The organism is Enterococcus sp. AZ129, assembly GCF_051714505.1.
Taxonomy (GTDB): domain Bacteria; phylum Bacillota; class Bacilli; order Lactobacillales; family Enterococcaceae; genus Enterococcus; species Enterococcus faecalis.
The window spans coordinates 195,159-215,000 of sequence record NZ_JBIORY010000001.1; the positions used below are offsets into that span (position 1 = coordinate 195,159).

At 39.7% G+C, this 19,842-nt stretch carries 14 protein-coding genes and 1 rRNA gene (1 of these 15 cut by a window edge); 14 read left to right on the forward strand and 1 reads right to left on the reverse strand.

Going from position 1 to position 19,842, the window contains the following annotated elements; all coding sequences use genetic code 11:
- Positions 1-79 precede the first annotated feature (79 nt).
- Positions 80-1,570, forward strand: a complete 1,491-nt coding sequence (locus IGJ90_RS00965; RefSeq protein ID WP_438767429.1) for an aldehyde dehydrogenase family protein — start codon at positions 80-82, stop codon at positions 1,568-1,570.
- 225 nt (positions 1,571-1,795) lie between these two features.
- Here IGJ90_RS00965 and IGJ90_RS00970 read toward each other — a convergent pair whose 3' ends face one another.
- A complete protein-coding gene (locus IGJ90_RS00970; RefSeq protein WP_002356251.1) occupies positions 1,796-2,779 on the reverse strand; it encodes an L-lactate dehydrogenase in 984 nt (327 codons plus the stop codon).
- 335 nt (positions 2,780-3,114) lie between these two features.
- Between IGJ90_RS00970 and pth the strand changes: the two genes are divergently transcribed.
- The 13 genes from pth to IGJ90_RS01035 all read left to right on the forward strand — a co-directional run.
- The gene (pth, locus tag IGJ90_RS00975) at positions 3,115-3,681 is read left to right on the forward strand and encodes an aminoacyl-tRNA hydrolase (RefSeq protein WP_002361556.1); all 567 of its coding nucleotides are present in this window, start codon (positions 3,115-3,117) and stop codon (positions 3,679-3,681) included.
- A gap of 19 nt (positions 3,682-3,700) precedes the next feature.
- Positions 3,701-7,240: a transcription-repair coupling factor gene (mfd, locus tag IGJ90_RS00980; RefSeq protein ID WP_438767431.1), complete on the forward strand. Its 3,540-nt coding sequence runs from the start codon at positions 3,701-3,703 to the stop codon at positions 7,238-7,240.
- 15 nt (positions 7,241-7,255) lie between these two features.
- A complete protein-coding gene (locus IGJ90_RS00985) occupies positions 7,256-8,845 on the forward strand; it encodes a putative polysaccharide biosynthesis protein (RefSeq protein WP_002367647.1) in 1,590 nt (529 codons plus the stop codon).
- Positions 8,846-8,859: 14 nt separating this feature from the next.
- Positions 8,860-9,123 carry an RNA-binding S4 domain-containing protein gene (locus IGJ90_RS00990; protein WP_002356255.1) on the forward strand — a complete coding sequence of 88 codons (264 nt, stop codon included), beginning with the start codon at positions 8,860-8,862 and terminating at the stop codon, positions 9,121-9,123.
- A gap of 254 nt (positions 9,124-9,377) precedes the next feature.
- Entirely contained in the window at positions 9,378-9,857 is a 480-nt protein-coding gene (locus tag IGJ90_RS00995) for an FtsB family cell division protein (protein ID WP_002356257.1), read from the forward strand.
- 44 nt (positions 9,858-9,901) lie between these two features.
- On the forward strand, positions 9,902-10,381 hold the full coding sequence (locus tag IGJ90_RS01000; RefSeq protein ID WP_002356258.1) for a S1 domain-containing RNA-binding protein: 480 nt from the start codon (positions 9,902-9,904) through the stop codon (positions 10,379-10,381).
- Positions 10,382-10,466: 85 nt separating this feature from the next.
- A complete protein-coding gene (gene tilS / locus IGJ90_RS01005; RefSeq protein WP_002367649.1) occupies positions 10,467-11,855 on the forward strand; it encodes a tRNA lysidine(34) synthetase TilS in 1,389 nt (462 codons plus the stop codon).
- Positions 11,856-11,873: 18 nt separating this feature from the next.
- A complete protein-coding gene (hpt, locus tag IGJ90_RS01010; RefSeq protein WP_002356260.1) occupies positions 11,874-12,419 on the forward strand; it encodes a hypoxanthine phosphoribosyltransferase in 546 nt (181 codons plus the stop codon).
- Positions 12,420-12,512: 93 nt separating this feature from the next.
- Positions 12,513-14,669, forward strand: a complete 2,157-nt coding sequence (ftsH, locus tag IGJ90_RS01015) for an ATP-dependent zinc metalloprotease FtsH (protein WP_002363441.1) — start codon at positions 12,513-12,515, stop codon at positions 14,667-14,669.
- A gap of 161 nt (positions 14,670-14,830) precedes the next feature.
- Positions 14,831-15,727, forward strand: a complete 897-nt coding sequence (gene hslO, locus IGJ90_RS01020; protein WP_002359370.1) for an Hsp33 family molecular chaperone HslO — start codon at positions 14,831-14,833, stop codon at positions 15,725-15,727.
- A gap of 11 nt (positions 15,728-15,738) precedes the next feature.
- Entirely contained in the window at positions 15,739-16,737 is a 999-nt protein-coding gene (dusB, locus tag IGJ90_RS01025; RefSeq protein WP_002356263.1) for a tRNA dihydrouridine synthase DusB, read from the forward strand.
- A gap of 93 nt (positions 16,738-16,830) precedes the next feature.
- Positions 16,831-18,327, forward strand: a complete 1,497-nt coding sequence (gene lysS / locus IGJ90_RS01030; protein ID WP_002359372.1) for a lysine--tRNA ligase — start codon at positions 16,831-16,833, stop codon at positions 18,325-18,327.
- A gap of 640 nt (positions 18,328-18,967) precedes the next feature.
- Positions 18,968-19,842, forward strand: a 16S ribosomal RNA gene (locus IGJ90_RS01035) (it continues 686 nt past the right edge of the window).

Consider the following 19,842-nt stretch of genomic DNA (forward strand, 5'->3'; position numbering starts at 1 on the left):
TAGGTAGAATCATTTACTTTTAGGTGGAAGATGTCTTATAATTGTAAGCGGATACAAAAATAAAAAAAGAGGTGGGTAAATGAGTAAAAAAGAAATAAATCAAGTAGTTGCCAGTAGCTATCAATTGTATATTAATGGAGAGTGGACAACAGGTAGTGGTAACAAAATGATTGCTAGTTACAATCCTAGTAATGGTGAAAAATTAGCAGAATTTGTAGATGCCACAAATGCAGATGTGGATCGAGCTGTAGAAGCAGCCCAAGAAGCGTTTCAGACATGGAAAGATGTTGATGTTGTAACAAGAAGCAATCTTTTATTGAAAATTGCTGATTTGATTGAAGAAAATCAAGAACATTTGGCTATGGTGGAGACTTTAGATAATGGAAAACCGCTTCGGGAAACGCAATCAATTGATGTCCCTGCCAGTGCAGACCATTTTCGGTATTTTGCTAGTGTGATTCGTGGAGAAGAAGGGTCTGTCAAAGAATTTGATAAGGATACGTTATTCATTGTTGTGAAAGAACCCATTGGTGTTGTGGGTCAAATTATTCCGTGGAATTTCCCCTTATTAATGGGCGCTTGGAAATTAGCGCCAGCGTTGGCAGCAGGTAATACGGTTGTGATTCATCCATCCTCGAGCACATCATTAAGTCTGTTGGAATTGTTTAAGATTTTTGATCAAGTCTTGCCGAAAGGAGTAGTGAATTTAATCACCGGTCGTGGTTCTGATTCAGGAAATTATATGTTGGCACATCCAGGGTTTGATAAGCTAGCTTTTACAGGCTCAACAGAGGTGGGGTACACTGTCGCTAAAGCTGCGGCCGACCGCCTAATTCCAGCCACTTTAGAACTTGGCGGAAAATCAGCCAACATTATTTTTGAAGATGCCAATTGGGAACGTGCATTAGAAGGCGTGCAGTTAGGGATTTTATTCAATCAAGGGCAAGTTTGTTGTGCTGGGTCTCGTGTGTTCGTTCAGTCAGGTATTTATGATCAATTTGTAGAAGCTTTAAAGGAAAAGTTTGAACAAGTGAACGTTGGTTTCCCGTGGGAAAAAGATGTTGAAATGGGCGCTCAGATCAATGAGCATCAATTGGAAGAAATTTTAAAATATGTCGAAATTGGTGTGAAGGAAGGAGCTACACTGATTACTGGTGGGCAACGTTTAACAGAAAATGGGCTAGACAAGGGGGCATTTTTAGCACCTACGTTATTAGCGAACGGCACGAATACAATGTGCGTGGCCCAAGAAGAAATCTTTGGTCCTGTTGCAACAGTGATTAAATTTGAAACGGAAGAAGAAGTCATTCGTTTAGCTAATGATTCTGAATATGGTCTAGGTGGTGCCGTCTTTTCTCAAGATATCAATGTGGCATTACGGGTTGCTCGTGGTGTACGGACAGGTCGGATGTGGGTCAACACATACAATCAATTGCCTGCGGGCGCGCCATTTGGCGGTTATAAAAAATCAGGAATTGGTCGAGAAACGCATAAATCAATGCTAGATGCTTATACGCAAATGAAAAATATTTACATTGTGACAAAAGAAGAAGCAGATGGACTGTATTAAGTAGTGTAGTGAATTTTAGATAACAAACTTATTTTTGGTTATTGTTATTTTTCGAGCTAAACAAAACAATAATTTTTTAAAAAGTTGAGTGATGAGTAAAGTAAAACAGATTAAAAGTAAAGCCTGGTGCAAAAATCACTTTGGATTTTTGTACCAGGCTTTAAAGCGGAGTAACAATAGTGGTCACTCTTGGTTATTTTCAATTTTCGACTATTATAGAAGGAGTTATTTTGCTTCTTCTGCTTCAAATTTAGCAAAAGCTGTTTCAATAACTTCTTTTAATGCAGAAGCAGAAGCTTCCATTTTTTCTTGTTCAGCATCTGTTAATGGAATTTCAATGACTTGTTTAACTCCTTGGCGGTTGATGATCGCTGGTGCACCGATATAAATATCGTTTTGACCATATTCACCTTCTAAATAAACAGATAATGGTAACACAGAGTTTTCATCGTTTAGGATAGCTTTAGTGATACGCGCTAGTGCCACCGCGATTCCATAGAAAGTAGCTCCTTTTTTCTCGATGATTGTGTAAGCAGCGTCGCGTACGTTGAAGAATAAATTAACCATTGCTTCTTCATCGACGTCAGGATTATTTTTCACCCATTCGTAAATTTGTAAGCCAGCGACATTCGCATGTGACCAAACTGGGAATTCTGTATCTCCGTGTTCCCCTAAGATGTAGGCATGGACATTTCGTGCATCAACATCAACTAATTCGGCAATTGCTTGACGGAAACGAGCAGAATCTAGTGAAGTTCCTGAACCGATTACTCGTTCTTTCGGGAAGCCAGAGAATTTCCAAGTTGAATAAGTCAAAATATCAACTGGGTTTGCGGCAACTAAGAAGATACCGTTGAAACCAGAATCAACAATTGTTGTAACGATTTCTTTATTAATTTTCAAGTTTTTATGAACTAAGTCTAAACGAGTTTCGCCTGGTTTTTGAGGCGCACCAGCTGTTAAGACAACTAAGTCTGCATCATGGCAATCGTCATAAGTAGCAGCATAGATTTTTTTAGGAGAAGTAAATGCTAATGCGTGAGATAAGTCCAACGCGTCTCCTTCAGTTTTTGGTACATTAATATCAATAATCCCAACTTCTTGAGCAATATTCTGAGTTACTAAAGCAAAGGCATAGCTAGAACCTACGGCACCGTCCCCGACTAAAATTACTTTTTGGTGATCTTTATTCCCTGCGGCTGCAGTCATGTGTACCATTCCTTCCTCTACATTCTTTTTCGTGAGCAACGAGTTTTTATTTCCTGTTGCTAAAGTGATAGTAACATGGTTTGTAAAAAATGTCACGAACTTTGATTGTAAAAATGATACAGTTTTCAGACCTGTTTCAAAATGGTAGCTCTTACATGTGCGTAATTTCACTATCTTGCGCATATTTAAATTTCTAAAAAATTTTTTTACATCTTTCTTAATCTTCAAAGACTGCGAGTTTTTTTATTTCTATGGTATAATGAATAAAACTGGGTAGCGCATACGCTTCCCAGCCATTTTGTGTTGGCAAGCTTATAATCCAAGGAGAATGAAAGATGAAAGTAATCGTAGGACTGGGAAATCCCGGTAGTAAATACAAAGAAACAAAACACAACATTGGCTTTATTACGCTAGATGAAATTGCGTATCGGCAAAATGTTTCGTTTAATAATAGTAATTTTGAAGCAGATATTGCAGAGTTTTTTATAGGGACTGAGAAAGTATTGTTAGTGAAACCATTAACATTTATGAATGAATCAGGTCGCTCTGTTGGGCCGCTGTTGACCTACTTTGGGGTAGATGAGGAAGACTTGATTGTTATTTATGATGACTTAGACTTAGAGGTCGGTAAAATTCGTTTACGGCAAAAAGGTAGTGCTGGCGGCCACAATGGGATAAAAAGTCTGATTGCCCATTTAGGAACAAATGTCTTTCCTAGAATTAAAATTGGCATTGGTCGGCCCTCAAAAAATGATACAGTTATCCACCATGTACTAAGTACTTTTCCCAAAGAAACACACGAAGAGATGTTACTTGCTGTAAAAAAAGCAGCCGATGCCGCTTTATATGCATGTGAAGGACATACGTTTGTTGAAACAATGAATCAATTTAATGGAAAATAGCAGAAAGGAGGGCCCTTGTTTGAATATTATCGAACGAATTAGCCAAACAGAAATTGCTAAATCATGGCGCAGTCAACTAATGACAACAGGAACGCGCCAACTAATTACTGGGTTATCAGGCTCTGCTAAAACATTACTGATGGCAGGCGCTTTACAAAAGACGCATCAAAAAATTGTTATTGCGGTACCAAACCTATACTATGCCAATCAATTAGTAGATGATTTTTTAAATATTTTACCTTCAGAACAAGTTCATCTATTTCCAGTAGATGAAGTGTTATCCGCCGAAATGGCCTTTTCTTCACCAGAAGCGCGCGCAGATCGAGTGAGTGCGTTAAATTTCCTGATGACAGCGAATGCAGGAATCGTGGTCGTACCAGTAGCTGGACTACGAAAATATTTGCCAACGAAAGAAACGTGGCAAAATGCGCAACTTCATTGGGAAATCGGGACAGAAGTAGAACCTGAAATCCTCGCGCAACGCTTAGTGTTAATGGGCTATGAACGCCAATCGATGGTCGGAAAGCCTGGCGAATTTAGTATTCGCGGAAGCATTGTTGATGTCTATCCGCTAAATGCCGAATACCCTGTTCGGGTGGAACTGTTTGATGTTGAAATTGACTCAATCCGTTATTTTGAAGCGGATACTCAACGCTCATTAGAAAATCTTGAAGAAGTAACGATTTCACCAATGACTGATTTAGTATTCTCAAAGGCAGATATGAATCATGGCATGACGAGGTTACAAGATGCTCTAGAAAAACGTTTAGCGACAGCTAAAGATCAAACGGAGACCGATTTTTTAGAAGAATATTTTGGTCAGTTGCTGTCTTTTTGGGAACAAGGGATTCCTACAGAAAATGCTCACTATTATACAGATTTTCTGTACCAACAAAAAACTACGCTGTTAGATTATTTACCAGAAAATAGTTTGCTTTTTGTGGATGATTATTCTCGTATGATGGAAACGGAGCGAGAAATCGCTAGAGAGGAAGCGAAATGGCAAACCCTGAAAATTGAAGAAATGCGCGTGTTTTCTGAACAAACTTTTGGCGTAGACTTTCATGATCAATTGCGAAAAACTGCACGAAATACGACCTTCTTTTCACTTTTTCAAAAAGGAATGGGGAATCTTCGTTTCCAAGAAGTCCATAATTTCCAATATCGTTCAATGCAACAATTCTTCGGTCAAATGCCGTTGCTAAAAGCGGAAGTGGACCGTTGGCAAAAGCAAAACCAAACGGTCGTTGTTTTTGTTCCTACGAAAGAACGGATTCAAAAAGTCGAAGAGCTATTTCAGGACTTTGACATACCTAGCGTAGTAAGCAATTGGGATCAGTTGTTAGATGGGCATGTCCAAATTGTCCAAGGGGCATTACAAACAGGGTTTGAATTACCTAAAAACAAGCTCGTGGCGATTACGGAAAAAGAAATTTTTCATACAACGACCAAAAAACGGGCACGTCGTCAAACAATCTCTAATGCGGAACGTTTGAAAAGTTACAGCGACTTAAAAACGGGCGATTATGTTGTTCATGCGAATCACGGGATTGGTAAATATATTGGTATGGAAACCTTAGAAGTTGATGGGGTTCATCAAGATTACATGACTATCTTGTACCAAAATGATGACAAGTTATTTATTCCAGTAACACAATTGAACTTGATTCAAAAGTTCGTTGCTTCCGAGTCTAAAACGCCGAAAATTAACAAGCTAGGCGGCAGTGAATGGACGAAAACTAAACGAAAAGTTGCTTCGAAAATTGAAGATATCGCGGATGATTTAATCTTACTTTATGCGACAAGAGAGTCGGAAAAAGGCTATGCTTTTCCGCCAGATGATGCGTATCAAAAAGAATTTGAAGAGGCTTTTCCGTATTCTGAAACAGATGATCAATTACGTAGTGCTGCCGAAATTAAACACGACATGGAAAAATCTCGACCAATGGATCGTTTGTTAGTTGGCGATGTAGGGTTTGGTAAAACAGAAGTGGCTTTACGAGCGGCTTTCAAAGCTGTTAGCAACAATAAACAGGTTGCCTTTTTAGTGCCAACAACTATTTTAGCGCAACAACATTACGAAACGATTCAAGAGCGGTTTGAGGGCTTTCCTGTAGAAATTGGTTTATTAAGTCGTTTCCGCACGAAAAAACAGCAAAATGAAACAATTGAAAAAATTAAACATGGCCAAGTAGATATTGTGATTGGTACCCATCGTTTATTGTCGCAAGATATTAATTTTAGTGATTTAGGCTTGTTGGTTATTGATGAGGAACAACGGTTTGGAGTGAAACATAAAGAACGACTAAAACAATTGCGTTCACAAGTGGATGTCTTGACGTTAACAGCAACGCCAATCCCAAGGACCCTTCATATGTCGATGTTAGGTGTCCGTGATTTATCCGTCATCGAAACCCCACCAGAGAATCGTTATCCGATCCAAACGTATGTCATGGAAAATAATCCTGGGGCGATTCGGGAAGCGATTGAGCGAGAAATGGCCCGAGATGGTCAAGTCTTTTATTTATACAATCGAGTAGATACGATTGAACGAAAAGTTGAAGAGTTACAAGCACTAGTTCCAGATGCACGAATTGCGTATGCACATGGTCAAATGACAGAAGTACAGCTCGAGAATACTTTGTTTGATTTTATTGAAGGACAATATGATATATTAGTCACTACAACAATTATTGAAACAGGAGTAGATATTCCTAATGCTAATACCTTGTTTGTAGAAAATGCGGACTACATGGGCTTATCTACGTTGTATCAATTACGTGGTCGTGTGGGGCGTAGCAATCGAGTGGCCTATGCTTATTTTATGTACGAACAGCAAAAAATCCTAAACGAAGTTAGTGAGAAACGTTTAGAAGCAATTAAAGACTTTACGGAATTAGGTTCTGGGTTCAAAATTGCGATGCGTGACCTTTCCATTCGAGGGGCCGGAAACCTTCTTGGTGCCCAACAACATGGCTTCATTGATTCGGTTGGGTTTGATATGTACTCACAGATGTTATCTGAGGCAGTTGCTCGTAAACAAGGGAAAAATATCCAAGACCAAAAAACGTCTGTTGAAATTGATTTGGGCATTGATGCTTATATTCCAGGAACGTACATTACAGACGAACGACAAAAAATTGAAATTTATAAACGGATTCGTCAATTAGAAAATATGGATATGTACGAAGAATTAGAAGCGGACTTGTTAGACCGCTTTGGAGAGTATCCTGACGAAGTGGCGCATTTATTAACCACTGGCCGTATCAAAATGGATGGCGACCGTGCCTTGTTAGAAAGTATTCGTAAACGCGACCAAAAAGTCAAGTTTGTGTTAAGTAAAATTGGCACAAAAACATACTCTGTGGAGCAGTTGTTTGAAGCGTTATCGGCCACCAGCTTAAAAGCGGATCTAGCAGTTGAGAAAGAACAAATGACTATTTCCTTGAAGTTGCCGAAAGATTGTAAAGAAGCTGTTTGGATTCAAGAAATTGCTACTTTTACAACCGCATTGCGACAAGAAAAATACAAACATTCGCAAGAAACGGATTCCCTTTAAAAGGAGGCCTAGAAGATGGCACAAAAAGAAATGCAACGAATGATGCAAGGTGCCGTTGTGTTAACCGTTGCTTCCTTCATTGCAAAAGTGTTGAGTGCGTTTTATCGCGTTCCTTTTCAGAACTTTGTAGGGGATGAAGGATTTTACGTGTATCAGCAAGTTTATCCAATCTATGGGATTGCGATGACATTAGCATTGTCAGGCTTACCGCAATTTATTTCCAAAATTGTTGCTGAACAACCAGATATTCGGAGTCAAAAACAAGTGTTGCGCCAACTATATCCCTATGTGTTATGGTTAGCGATTGCTTGTTGGGCCTTCTTTTTCTTTGGTAGTCAAGAAATTGCTATTAGTATGGGGGATGCTGCACTCCAACCATTAATGGAAGTTGTTTCCTTTACCTTTTTACTCGTTCCAATTCTTTCCTTCTATCGTGGGAATTTTCAAGGACATTTGTTGATGGTGCCTAGTGGTATTTCACAGGTGATGGAACAGTTTGTGCGTGTTGGGGTTATTCTAGTAGCTGCGTTGTCCTATCATTACTTTGGTGGCTCCATTTACCAAACGGGGACGGTGGCCATGAGTGGTGCGTTGGCTGGCGGTGTCTTAGCGGTACTTGTCTTATGGTACTACAATCGAAAAATTCTTAGTGGAAGTACGGAATACTTGCATCAATGGAAGATTATGCCTCAAACCACAGGACTATTTAAACGTTTAATGATTGAGGGTGGTTTGGTCTCTTTATATAGTGCTTTTCTGATTCTATTTCAATTAATTGATTCCTTTAAAGTAAAAAATGCTCTCATGCTTTTCGGGCTCTCTGATTTAGCTGCGAAAGTGGACAAAGGGGTCTATGATAGAGGACAACCACTAGTTCAATTAGGATTGGTAATTGCTTTAGCTTTAAGCTCGACCTTTTTACCAGGTTTGACAAAATATTTTATGAAAAAAGACCGTCAACAATTTTTACAAGTTGCAAAAATCTTTTTGCGTCTTACCACAACCTTGGCATCGGCGGCTTCGATTGGTCTGATGATGTTATTGCCGTACATGAACTTTACACTTTTTAAAGATTATAAAGGAAATGATGTTTTAGGGGTGTATGTTTTATCCATCGCTTTTATGGCCATTATTCAGGCCTACCAAAGTATTGAACAAAGTCGCAATCGTTTTAAAGGTCCTTTAGTGGCAGCTGGTGTGGGCTTATTAGTGAAGTTACTGACAACAGGCTTTTTCACCATTCGTTGGGGAACATTAGGTGCTAGTTGGTCTACTATTCTTGGGTTACTAGCGACGTTATTCGTTTTAGTCCGACAATCGGATGCAGCGATTAATTGTTTTGTTCGAGAACGAAGCTTTTTGAAAAAACTGTTGCTTAGTTTAGCAATCATGATGCTGTCATTACTGGTCTATCAAGGAATTATCTCCATCTTGTTCCAAGGTGTGCATCACCGAAGTCAAGCGTTTTTCGTTACAGTTTTAGGTGTTGCAGTGGGTGGTACAGTTTTTATTAGCACCATCATTAAGTTAGAATTATTTACGATACGTGAATGGTTAAGTTTACCGTATGGCGCAAAAATTTTACGGATGAGACAAAAAAAATAAAAGAGGTGAATGTGATGCGGTTAGATAAATTTTTAAAAGTTTCTCGCATTATTAAAAGAAGAACAGTTGCCAAAGAAGTCGCTGATAAAGGTCGGATTCAAATCAACGGAGTCTTAGCCAAATCTTCTAGTACTGTGAAGATTGGTGACCTTGTCAAAATTCAATTTGGGAACAGAATTTTAGAAGTAGAAGTCCTGCAACTGAATGACTCTACGAAAAAAGAAGATGCCACAAAAATGTATGAAATAAAATCAGAAACACGTGTCTCTGAAGAATAAACAGGTGAGGATGGAACGCTTGGCAAGTTCATTGAAAAGATGAATATTCCAAGCGCTTCATCCTTTCAGCGTTTTAATGAAACAGACGCGCCGCTTTTGAAAAAAATTAATAAATCAACCACTGTTATTTCAAAAGCAAAGAATATTTTAGAAAAAAGCTTGATTTTCTTTAACTTCTCTGAAATTAACATTAGACAAGGTTCTTAGATGTTGGTATAATAAAACGGACAATCCAAAGCGAGTGGAGCGAGACGATGGGAAAGAATGAAAAAAACTCGAAGAAAGTTGCGGCATTGGAAAATGACTACACGAAAGAACAGTATGTCGAATTCCAAAAACAACAGAAACAATTGATTTTTAGACGCAGACGCTTGGCAGCGATTTTTCTCGTGGCCTTCATTATTTTTGCCTTTTCTGGCATCCAATTGATGAAAGATTATCATCGCTTAGGTGCTTTCAAACAAGAACGAGCAGACGCAATTGCTGAATCCGTAGCAGTTGATAAGAAGGTCAAGGATCTAAAAAAAGACGTTGCTTTGTTAAAAGATGATGATTATGTGGCAAAATTAGCACGTAGCCGTTTCCTTCTCTCAAAAGAAGGCGAACAGATTTATCCCACACCAGAACAAATGAAAAAAACACAGACTTCTGGAGCGGAAGAAAGCAAGAGCAGTTCAGAAAAAAATAGTCAATCACAGTCTTCAACTGAAACAACTAAGTCTTCAGCTGAATAAACTGCAATTATAATTAGGGAAAAAATAGGAGGAACAATTTTTTTATGTCAATCGAAGTAGGAGCTAAATTGCCAGGAAAAGTGTCAGGGATTACTAACTTTGGTGCATTTATTGATTTAGGAGAAGGAAAAACTGGGTTAGTACACATCAGTGAAGTGTCTAATGGATTCGTTAAAGATATTCATGATGTATTAACAGTAGGTGACGAAGTAACAGTGAAAGTAACCTCAGTTGGTGACGACGGCAAAATTGGCTTATCGATCCGTAAAGCGCAAGAGCCAGCAGAAGGGCAACAACCAAAACGTGAATTTCAACGTCGTGAAAACAATTATGAGAATCGTGACCGTAATCCACGCGCAGGGGGCAAAAAGCCTTTCAATAAACCACAAGCAAATAACAATAACAATAAACAAGATTTTGACTCATTGATGAGCTCTTTCTTGAAAGATAGTGATGACCGTTTATCTTCATTAAAACGTAATACTGAAGGCAAACGTGGCGGACGTGGCGGACGTCGCGGCTAAGCACAAACAAATAGGGGGACTGGGGATAACGAATGGGTTATTTCTCGGTTCCTCTTTTATTCTAAGGAAGAAAGAAGGGCGAACAATGTTTTGGCAGTTTTATAAACGAGGAAAAGAACAAGGATTTTGGCAACCGCATCAAACAATCGTGGTCGCCGTTTCTGGTGGTGTAGACTCCATGGCCCTTTTGACGTTAATGGAACAGGTGGCAGAAAAAGAACAATTACAATTGGTTGTTGCACACGTCAATCATCAATTGCGAGAAGCGTCGGCACAGGAAGCGCAATATCTCGCTACCTATTGTCAGCAGCGAGAGCTAACGTATTATGAAACACGTTGGGAAGACCCTGAAAAGCAACGAAATTTAGAAGCAAAAGCGCGCACATTTCGTTATGAATTTTTTAAAGAAGTCATGGAAATTGAAGGTGCGGCGGTCTTAATGACGGCACATCATCTAGACGATCAAGCGGAAACGATTTTAATGAAGCTGATTCGAGGAACTAATTTTTCCCATTCCGCAGGCATTAAAGAGAGACGTCCTTTTGCGACAGGGGAATTGATTCGTCCGTTACTTATTTATCCAAAAGAAGAATTGTATCAATTTGCACAGCGCCAAGCATTCGTTTATTTTGAGGATGAAACGAACCAAACCAATGAATATTTGAGAAATCGGCTCCGTAATCAGGTTTTGCCGCTATTAAAGCAGGAAAATCCGCAATTCTTAGATCAGATTGCTTCTTTTAGTAATGAACAACGTTTTGCCCAAGAATTTATTCAAGAACAAATTGAGCCTCAATTATCTGAAGCCGTAGAACCAACCAAACAAGGCTGGCGCATTCCTTTGAAGAGATTATTAAAAGAAACGCCTGCGTACCAGCACTTCTTTTTAACCGCGTTTTTCCAAAAAACATTAGTGCCATTAGGGGTTTCGTTAAACCAACGCCAGATGACACAAATTTTAAAAGTTTTGAATGATGAACGCCAACCGCAAGGCTCGGTTATGTTAGAACAGCAATGGCAACTAGCTAAAAGTTACGATTGGCTGTGCTTAGAACAAAAACAGGTTGCACTGCGAGAAGAAGTTACACATTTATTAGTACCTGGCGCGGGGATTTATTTATCGGAAACCGAGTGGCTAGGATTAATTGCGACAGACAAACCGTTTCCTCTTCCTGAAGAGATTAATCAGTGGACGGGTCAGTTGTTAGCGATCCCGTTGACCACAGCCACACCTTTGACCGTTCGTCATCGCCAAAGTGGTGATCGGATTACATTAAAACCAGGGTTTACGAAAAAATTAAGCAGAGTTTTTATTGATCAAAAAGTGCCAAATGAAGCGAGAGAGAGTGCTTGGGTCATTACGGATGAGCAAGAGGAAATCATTTGGGTACCAAAATTTGCAAATTCCTATTTGAGTATTCCTTTAGAAACTGATAAAATACACTACAGACTCCTTTTTAAGACAAAGGAGTAATGCTGAAAGGAGCGCACTATGATAGAAAAAGATATTGAGAAAGTCCTAATCTCCAAAGAAGAAATTCTTGCGAAGTCTGCAGAGCTTGGCAAGCAACTGACAGAAGAATATCAAGGGAAAAATCCTTTAGTGGTCGGTATTTTAAAAGGTGCAGTACCATTTATGGCTGATTTGACTCGTGAAATCAATACTTATTTAGAATTGGACTTTATGGATGTATCTAGCTACGGCAACGCGACAGTTTCTTCAGGCGAAGTAAAAATTGTCAAAGACTTGGACACAAATGTCGAAGGTAGACATATTTTAATCGTAGAAGATATCATCGATAGTGGTCGTACATTAGCGTATTTAGTAGATTTGTTTAGATACCGTAAAGCTGCATCTGTGAAAATTGTTACCTTATTAGATAAACCAGAAGGCCGTGTAGTAGACATTAAAGCTGACTACGTAGGGTTTGATGTGCCCAATGAGTTTGTGGTCGGTTACGGATTAGACTATGCAGAAACGTACCGCAACTTGCCTTATATTGGCGTTTTAAAACCTGAAGTTTACGAATCAAATTAATATCTATCAAGGAATTAATTGTGTTACAATGTAAAGGTCAGGATTGATAAAAGAATAACATGAATTGTAATGATGAGCATAAGGAGGACAGGCATGAACAAAAAGAATAATGGCATGAAAAATGGTTTATACTACGTCTTAGTAGTACTTGCCATGGTCATGGTTGTCTATTTCATTTTTGGAAATAACAACCAACAATCGCCAGACATCGATTACTCAACCTTCCAACAACAATTGGAAGACGGAAAAGTCAAAGACATGACCATTCAACCAACCAATGGGGTTTACCGGATTGAAGGTCAGTATAAAGAAAAACAAGAAGTGAAAGACACAGGTGGTCTGTCATTGTGGGGCTCAACGCAAGCGTCGTCAAAAGGCTTCACAACAACCGTTTTACCTAGTGATACAACCTTAGCTGGCATTCAAGATGCGGCACAAAATAACAAGGTGAAGCTAGTTGTCAAAGAACAATCAACAAGTGGCGCTTGGTTGTCACTGTTGTTTAGTTTCTTACCATTAGTGATTATTTTCTTCTTCTTCTACATGATGATGAGCCAACAAGGCGGTGGCGGTGGCGGCGGTGGCCGTGTGATGAACTTCGGTAAATCAAAAGCCAAAGAAGCCGATAAAAAAGCTAACCGTGTCCGCTTCTCAGATGTAGCTGGTGCGGAAGAAGAAAAACAAGAATTAGTTGAAGTAGTGGAATTCTTAAAAGATCCACGTCGTTTCGCTGAATTAGGCGCACGGATTCCTGCGGGCGTACTATTAGAAGGACCTCCAGGGACTGGTAAAACGTTACTTGCTAAAGCCGTAGCAGGTGAAGCAGGTGTGCCATTTTACTCAATCTCAGGTTCAGATTTCGTTGAAATGTTTGTCGGGGTCGGTGCTAGCCGTGTCCGGGATTTATTTGAAACAGCGAAGAAAAACGCGCCTGCGATTATCTTTATCGATGAAATCGATGCAGTTGGTCGTCAACGTGGTGCTGGTATGGGTGGCGGACACGACGAACGTGAACAAACCCTTAACCAATTATTAGTTGAGATGGATGGTTTTGATGGCAATGAAGGAGTTATCGTAATTGCTGCAACGAACCGTTCAGACGTGTTAGACCCAGCGTTGTTACGTCCAGGTCGTTTTGACCGCCAAATCTTGGTAGGACGTCCAGATGTCAAAGGTCGTGAAGCGATTTTACGTGTTCATGCGAAAAACAAACCGTTAGCTGATGACGTTGATTTGAAAGTTGTTGCACAACAAACACCAGGTTTTGCTGGTGCTGATTTAGAAAATGTCTTAAACGAAGCAGCCTTAGTTGCCGCTCGTCGTAACAAGAAAAAAATTGATGCTTCTGATGTGGATGAAGCCGAAGATCGCGTAATTGCTGGTCCAGCTAAAAAAGATCGCGTGATTAATAAAAAAGAACGCGAAATGGTGGCTTACCATGAAGCGGGACACACAATCGTTGGTTTAGTCTTAAGCCGTGCCCGTGTTGTCCATAAAGTAACAATTATCCCTCGTGGTCGCGCAGGCGGTTATATGATTGCTTTACCAAAAGAAGATCAATTCTTAATGACTAAAGAAGATATGTTTGAACAAATCGTTGGCTTACTTGGTGGACGTACAGCAGAAGAAATTATCTTTGGCGTTCAATCAACAGGGGCTTCAAATGACTTTGAACAAGCAACAGGGATTGCCCGTAGCATGGTAACGGAATATGGAATGAGTGACAAATTAGGACCTGTTCAATATGAAGGAAACCATCAAGTCTTTGTCGGTCGTGATTATGGTCAAACAAAAGCTTACTCAGAACAAGTGGCGTTTGAAATCGATCAGGAAGTTCGTCGTATCTTAATGGATGCTCATACAAAAGCGCATGAAATTATTGAAGCGCACCGTGAACAACATAAACTAATCGCTGAAAAACTATTAGAATATGAAACATTAGATGCAAAAGCAATCAAATCATTATTTGAAACAGGTAAAATGCCTGAAGGTGCTGACAGCGACTATCCTAGTGAAAAAGAAGCGCAAACATTCGAAGAAGCAAAACGTGCTTTAGAAGAAAAAGAAGCGCAAAAACAAGTTGAAGAAAAGCAAGACTTTGAAGAAGCGAAAAAAGAATTACATGATGAAGCAGAAGAAGTCAAAGTAGAAAGCGAACAAACAGAAAAAGAAGTCCAATCTGAAGAGAAAAAAGATTCAGATTCCAATTCTGAATATGATCGCAATAACTACGAAGATCGTTATAAATAACCAATTAGTAGAAGGTGCAGTATTTGTCGAGATGACGAATACTGCACCTTCTATAATATTAAGATATTCTATAGAAGGAAGATTATTTGGTTGAAAAAACACCTGATTCCTAGTATTATCTGACTAATGGACAAAAAAGCACCAAGAGAAGAGGAAAAAGAATGGAAGATTATTTAGTAAAAGCCCTTTGTTATAAAGGTTCAATTCGAGCATATGCCATCAGTGCCACTGAAACTGTTAGTGAAGCGCAAAGAAGACATGATACATGGAGTTCTTCTACCGCAGCGTTAGGGCGCACATTGATTGGAGCCCTTTTACTAGGAGCGACTTTAAAAGGTGACGATAAATTAACTGTAAAAGTACAAGGAAATGGCCCAGCTGGCGCTATTATTGTCGATAGTAATGGCCGTGGAGAAACAAAAGGCTACATTAAAAATCCACATGTCAGCTTAAAGTTGAATGCAACAGGTAAAATTGATGTACGTGGCGCTGTCGGTAACGAAGGAATTTTCACAGTCATTAAAGATTTAGGATTAAAAGAAACCTTTTCTGGACAAACACCTATTGTTTCTGGTGAAATCGGTGAAGACTTTACATATTTTATGGCGGTCTCTGAACAAGTTCCTTCAGCTATCGGTTTAGGTGTATTGGTGGACACGGATGAATCTGTGAAAGCAGCCGGTGGTTTTATGATTCAAGTAATGCCAGGTGCCGATGAAAGTACCATTGATTTTATTGAACAGCGTCTAGCGGAAGTGCCACCAATTTCACAATTACTAGAAAATGGAGAAACACCTGAACAAGTCTTGTATCGCTTATTGGGAGAAGACGAAGTAGAAATTTTAGAAAAAATGCCTGTACAATTTAAATGTGACTGTTCCAAAGAAAAATTTGCGACCGCTTTGATTGCTGTTGGGATCGATGAATTAAATGCGATGATTGATGAAGATCATGGAGCAGAAGCAGTTTGTCAATTCTGTAACAATAAATATCACTATAGTGAAGAAGAATTAATTGAACTTCGCGATGAAGCGATTCGCAATACGAAACAAAAGTAGGAGGAAAGACTATGTGGAAAATTGGAGACGTTGAAATCCCCAACCGTGTTGTCGTAGCTCCGATGGCGGGTATTAGTAACGCCGCTTTTCGTGTGACTGTAAAAGAATTTGGCGCAGGATTAGTCGTTTGTGAAATGATTAGTGATAAGGGAATTAAATTAAGAAACAAAAAAACCTTAGAAATGCTATATATTGATGAGCGGGAATATCCTTTAAGTGTACAAATTTTTGGTGGAGATAAAGAAACATTAGTGGAAGCTGCTAAGTTTGTTGAAGAAAATACGCAAGCGGCGATTATTGATATTAACATGGGTTGTCCTGTCAATAAAATAATTAAAGCTGAAGCTGGTGCGAAATGGTTGCTAGATCCGAATAAAGTGCATGAGATGGTTCACGCAGTCTCTTCGGCAGTTTCTTTGCCTGTCACTGTAAAAATGCGAACAGGCTGGGATGAAGATCATCTATATGCTGTAGACAACGCTTTGGCTGCCGAACAAGCAGGGGCTTCGGCAATTGCTATGCATGGTCGAACACGTGTCCAAATGTACGAAGGGACAGCCAACTGGGACGTTTTAAAGGAAGTGAAAAAGCATTTAACCATTCCTTTTATGGGAAATGGCGATGTCAAAACGCCTGAAGATGCTAAACGCATGTTAGAATATGTTGGAGCGGATGGTGTGATGATTGGTCGAGCTGCTTTGGGCAATCCTTGGATGATTCAACGGACGAAAGAATACTTGGAAACGGGCGAATTGATGCCTGAGCCTTCACCAGCTGAAAAAATCAATATTGCAAAAGTTCATTTACAACGATTAGTGGATTTAAAAGGTGAAAAAATTGCGGTCCGTGAGTTTCGCCAACATGCTTCTTACTATCTAAAAGGAATCTCGCGAGCGGCCAAAGTCAAAGTTGCGATTAACCAAGTTGAAACACAACAAGCAGTTGTCGATTTACTGGATGCCTTTGTAGAGAAGATTTCCAAAGTTGCTGTAACTACTATAGAAGAATAAAAAATTCAAGCCGAAAGTAAAATTCGGCTTGCTTTTTTTCGAATTACTGTGGCATTATTAGGATAGGTTAAAATCAAGAATGGAGGAACAACAGTGGCAGAAGAACAACAAGCGCATTTAGAGGATTTAAATGATCAAATGCTCGTGCGCCGCGAAAAAATGGAAGCTTTACGTGAAGAAGGGATTGATCCTTTCGGTAAACGTTTCGATCGCACTCATAATTCAGCAGAACTTCATGAACAATATGATAATCATACAAAAGAAGAACTTAGTGAAATGAATACAGAAGTCAGCGTTGCTGGACGTATGATGACAAAACGTGGTAAAGGAAAAGCTGGTTTCGCCCATTTGCAAGACCGTGAAGGCCAAATTCAAATTTATGTTCGGAAGGACCAAGTTGGAGACGAAGCCTATGAACTATTTAAACATGCTGACTTAGGCGACTTCTTTGGTGTGACAGGTCAAGTAATGAAAACCAATACGGGGGAAGTTACTGTTAAAGCTCAAACAATTACGTTATTAACTAAAGCTTTGCGTCCATTGCCAGATAAATACCATGGATTAACGAATGTGGAACAACGCTATCGTCAACGCTATTTGGATTTAATCAGTAACAAAGAAAGCTTTGATCGTTTCATGAAACGCAGTCAAATTATTAGCGAAATCCGTCGTTATCTAGATGGCAATGGCTATGTCGAAGTAGAAACGCCTGTCTTGCATAACGAAGCAGGAGGAGCTGCTGCTCGTCCATTTATCACACACCATAATGCATTAGATATGGACTTATACTTACGCATTGCCCTAGAGTTACATTTAAAACGTTTAATTGTCGGTGGCATGGAAAAAGTATATGAAATTGGTCGTGTCTTCCGTAATGAAGGAATCGATACCACTCATAACCCAGAATTTACAATGCTAGAAGCTTATACCGCTTATACTGATTATCAAGATGTGATGGATTTAACAGAGGGAATTATTCGTAATGCTGCGGAAAAAGTCTTAGGAACTACTGATATCACGTACGATGGTCAAGCGGTTGATTTAGGCAGTCCTTTCAAACGTCTACACATGGTAGATGCGGTCAAAGAACAAACGGGCGTAGATTTTTGGCAAGAGATGACGATAGAAGAAGCCCGTGCGTTGGCTAAAGAACATAATGTTGAAATTACAGATGCCATGACAGTCGGTCATATCATTAATGAATTTTTCGAAACATTTGTAGAAGATACATTGCAACAACCAACATTTATTTATGGTCACCCAGTCGCTGTTTCACCATTAGCGAAGAAAAATCCAGAAGATGGTCGTTTCACTGACCGCTTTGAACTATTTATTATCGGAAAAGAGTTTGCTAATGCATTTACAGAATTAAATGATCCAATTGACCAACGTGAACGTTTTGAAGAACAAGAAAAAGAACGGGAACAAGGAAATGATGAAGCACACGGAGTAGATGAAGATTTCATCGAAGCCTTAGAATATGGCTTGCCACCAACCGGAGGATTAGGTATTGGGATTGATCGACTAGTTATGTTATTAACCGATGCCCAATCAATTCGTGATGTATTATTATTCCCAACAATGAGATAAAAAAAGATGCCTTAAGGGCATCTTTTTTTTGTATTCGCAAAAAATTAAATAAAAAACAATTGAAACCAATTCTTTTTTTCTAAAAAAATCGAAGATGAGTAATAAAAAGAATGGGTAATCTGATAAAAAAACGAACTTTATCTAATCGGATAAGGAAGAATAATCGGTATTGAAAAAAAGTTCAAAAAAAGTGAAAATAATGATTGACCAATGCTTGAAATCTTGGTATATTATTACATGTCGCAAGGCGAGTCACACAGCTGAGCGATTCAGAAATCAATAATTAAATAACAATTCTTGATTTCGAATCTCTCGAAAAAAGTTTGAAAAAACAACAAAAAAGTTGTTGACAAATAACAAGCGAGATGATAAGATATAGAAGTTGTCACAACAGACAACAACAACCGAGCAAAACAACTTAAAAAACTTTTTTAAAAAAGTTCTTGACATTCAAACGAAAGTTTGTTATGATATAAAAGTTGCTGCGAGGTAACGTAGACCTTTGAAAACTGAACAAAGAATAGACGAACCAAATGTGTAGGGCGTCTTGATTCAATTCAAGACAACAAACATTTTTAACAAGCAAGCAATATGCTAGCAAACAAATTGAGCTTAACAATCGCAAGATTGTTCTAACTTTTATTATGAGAGTTTGATCCTGGCTCAGGACGAACGCTGGCGGCGTGCCTAATACATGCAAGTCGAACGCTTCTTTCCTCCCGAGTGCTTGCACTCAATTGGAAAGAGGAGTGGCGGACGGGTGAGTAACACGTGGGTAACCTACCCATCAGAGGGGGATAACACTTGGAAACAGGTGCTAATACCGCATAACAGTTTATGCCGCATGGCATAAGAGTGAAAGGCGCTTTCGGGTGTCGCTGATGGATGGACCCGCGGTGCATTAGCTAGTTGGTGAGGTAACGGCTCACCAAGGCCACGATGCATAGCCGACCTGAGAGGGTGATCGGCCACACTGGGACTGAGACACGGCCCAGACTCCTACGGGAGGCAGCAGTAGGGAATCTTCGGCAATGGACGAAAGTCTGACCGAGCAACGCCGCGTGAGTGAAGAAGGTTTTCGGATCGTAAAACTCTGTTGTTAGAGAAGAACAAGGACGTTAGTAACTGAACGTCCCCTGACGGTATCTAACCAGAAAGCCACGGCTAACTACGTGCCAGCAGCCGCGGTAATACGTAGGTGGCAAGCGTTGTCCGGATTTATTGGGCGTAAAGCGAGCGCAGGCGGTTTCTTAAGTCTGATGTGAAAGCCCCCGGCTCAACCGGGGAGGGTCATTGGAAACTGGGAGACTTGAGTGCAGAAGAGGAGAGTGGAATTCCATGTGTAGCGGTGAAATGCGTAGATATATGGAGGAACACCAGTGGCGAAGGCGGCTCTCTGGTCTGTAACTGACGCTGAGGCTCGAAAGCGTGGGGAGCAAACAGGATTAGATACCCTGGTAGTCCACGCCGTAAACGATGAGTGCTAAGTGTTGGAGGGTTTCCGCCCTTCAGTGC